This window comes from aff. Roholtiella sp. LEGE 12411 (genome assembly GCF_015206995.1).
GTDB lineage: Bacteria > Cyanobacteriota > Cyanobacteriia > Cyanobacteriales > Nostocaceae > Komarekiella.
This window is the reverse complement of sequence record NZ_JADEXR010000273.1, coordinates 1-3,166: the sequence shown is the minus strand read 5'-3', so window position 1 is coordinate 3,166 and position 3,166 is coordinate 1. Positions and strand designations below refer to the sequence as shown.

At 51.3% G+C, this 3,166-nt stretch carries 1 rRNA gene; it reads right to left on the bottom strand.

Features of this window, described 5'->3' with window-relative positions:
* Window positions 1-127: 127 nt before the first annotated feature.
* Window positions 128-3,019 (bottom strand): 23S ribosomal RNA (locus IQ246_RS29235).
* Between the last annotated feature and the right edge of the window lie 147 nt (window positions 3,020-3,166).

Below are 3,166 nucleotides of genomic sequence, written 5' to 3'. Positions count from 1 at the left end.
AATTGAAGAATTAGAAATGACGAACTTAACAGCAACCCTGAAGACTGCACAGTAACGCGAAACCAAATGTTTTCATAACCAGTAATTCATAATTACGAATTACGAATTACGAATTACGAATTATGTAGAGGTCAAGCCCTCGGTCTGTTAGCACGGCTCGGCTACATACATTACTGCACTTCCACCTACCGCCTATGAACGGGTGTTCTGCCCGTGACCTTACCTACTTTTAGTAGTGAGAGCACTCATCTTGAGGTGGGCTTCCCACTTAGATGCTTTCAGCGGTTATCCGCTCCGCACTTGGCTACCCAGCGTTTACCGTTGGCACGATAACTGGTACACCAGCGGTGCGTCCTTCCCGGTCCTCTCGTACTAAGGAAGGCTCCTCTCAATGCTCTTGCGCCTGCACCGGATATGGACCGAACTGTCTCACGACGTTCTGAACCCAGCTCACGTACCGCTTTAATGGGCGAACAGCCCAACCCTTGGGACGTACTTCCGCCCCAGGTTGCGATGAGCCGACATCGAGGTGCCAAACCTCCCCGTCGATGTGGACTCTTGGGGGAGATCAGCCTGTTATCCCTAGAGTAACTTTTATCCGTTGAGCGACGGCCATTCCACTCTGCGCCGTCGGATCACTAAGGCCTACTTTCGTACCTGCTCGAGATGTCACTCTTGCAGTCAAGCTCCCTTTATGCCTTTACACTCGCCGCACGGTTTCCAAGCGTGCTGAGGGAACCTTTGCGCGCCTCCGTTACCTTTTAGGAGGCGACCGCCCCAGTCAAACTGCCCACCTGAAACTGTTCCCCTCCCAGATAATGGGAGCGGGTTAGAATCCTAGCTTCGCCAGAGTGGTATCTCACCGTTGGCTCCATATTCCCCACAAGGAATATCTCAACGCCTCCCACCTATCCTGCGCAAGCGAAGCCCGGACACAATTCCAGGCTACAGTAAAGCTTCATAGGGTCTTTCTGTCCAGGTGCAGGTAGTCCGTATCTTCACAGACATTCCTATTTCGCCGAGTCTCTCTCTGAGACACCATCCAGATCGTTACGCCTTTCGTGCGGGTCGGAACTTACCCGACAAGGAATTTCGCTACCTTAGGACCGTTATAGTTACGGCCGCCGTTCACCGGGGCTTCGGTCGCCAGCTTCAAGGTTTCCCCCTGACCGACTTCCTTAACCTTCCGGCACTGGGCAGGCGTCAGCCCCCATACTGCGTCATTCGACTTTGCGGAGACCTGTGTTTTTGGTAAACAGTCGCCTGGATCTCTTCACTGCGACCCACCTGTTACAGTGGGCACCCCTTCTTCCGAAGTTACGGGGCCATTTTGCCGAGTTCCTTAGAGAGAGTTATCTCGCGCCCCTTGGTATTCTCAACCTCCCTACCTGTGTCGGTTTCGGGTACAGGTAACTTAGAGTTAACGTGTTTAGAGCTTTTCTTGGAAGCTAGATTATGCCACTTCCCCACCGTAGTAGGTCGTACTCACGCCTCAACTCAAGACGTTTTCTCCGTCTCTCAACATCTTGACGCTTGAACCGGGAACCAATATCCGGCTGACATTCACCTTCTCCGTCCCTCTGCACAACTCTAAGTCAGTACGGGAATGTTAACCCGTTATCCATCGACTACGCCGTTCGGCCTCGCCTTAGGACCTGACTAACCCTCCGGGGACGAACCTGGCGGAGGAACCCTTAGGGTTTCGGGGCATTGGATTCTCACCAATGTTTGCGCTACTCAAGCCGACATTCTCACTTCCGTTTCGTCCACAGCTGCTTGCCGCTACTGCTTCTACCTACGACGGAACGCTCCCCTACCGATTAATCGATAGATCAATCCCACAGCTTCGGTACATCGCTTAGCCCCGTTCATTTTCGGCGCGAGAGCGCTTGACTAGTGAGCTATTACGCACTCTTTCAAGGGTGGCTGCTTCTAGGCAAACCTCCTAGTTGTCTTAGCACTCTCACCTCCTTTATCACTTAGCGATGATTTGGGGACCTTAGCTGGTGGTCTGGGCTGTTTCCCTCTTGACGATGAAGCTTATCCCCCACCGTCTCACTGGCAACGTGTGCTCTGGGTATTCAGAGTTTGTCTCGATTTGGTACCGGTCTCCCAGCCCGCACCGAAACAGTGCTTTACCCCCCAGATATAATCGTTACCGCTGCGCCTCAACACATTTCGGGGAGAACCAGCTAGCTCCTGGTTCGATTGGCATTTCACCCCTAACCACAACTCATCCGCCGATTTTTCAACATCGGTCGGTGCGGACCTCCACTTGGTGTTACCCAAGCTTCATCCTGGCCATGGTTAGATCACCAGGGTTCGGGTCTATAAACACTGATTATCGCCCTGTTCAGACTCGCTTTCGCTTTGGCTCCAGCATTCTCGCTTTAACCTACCAGTGCCTATAAGTCGCCGGCTCATTCTTCAACAGGCACGCGGTCAGACGTTAAATCGTCCTCCCACTGCTTGTAAGCTTACGGTTTCATGTTCTATTTCACTCCCCTTCCGGGGTTCTTTTCACCTTTCCCTCGCGGTACTGGTTCACTATCGGTCACACAGTAGTATTTAGCCTTACGAGGTGGTCCTCGCTGATTCACATGGGATTCCTCGTGCCCCATGCTACTCGGGATTCAGCTACTATCCTTAAGTTTTCGACTACAGGACTTTCACCTTCTTTGGTGCAGTATTTAGCTGCTTCGCCTAACCGCTAGATTCGATATCGCTGTCCCACTACCCCAAAAGGTAAACCCTTTGGTTTAGGCTCTTCCCCTTTCGCTCACCACTACTTAGGGAATCTCTAAATTGATTTCTCTTCCTCCAGCTACTAAGATGTTTCAGTTCGCTGGGTTGGCTCTCTCCTGCCTATATATTCAGCAGGTAGTATTAAGGGTTGCCCCATTCGGAAATCTCCGGCTCAATGTTTGCTTCCAACTCCCCGGAGCATATCGTCGGTAACCACGTCCTTCATCGCCTCTGTGTGCCTAGGTATCCACCGTAAGCCCTTATTAGCTTGACCACTCAAACAATTGGTGTTTACATGATGAACACTTTCATTACTAACAGTAATGTCTATGTCTACCTGCTAATTTCGCGTTACTTATGCAGTTTTCAAGGTTCTGACTGGATTATTACCCAGCAGTCTGACGAACATTTTACGTTTACG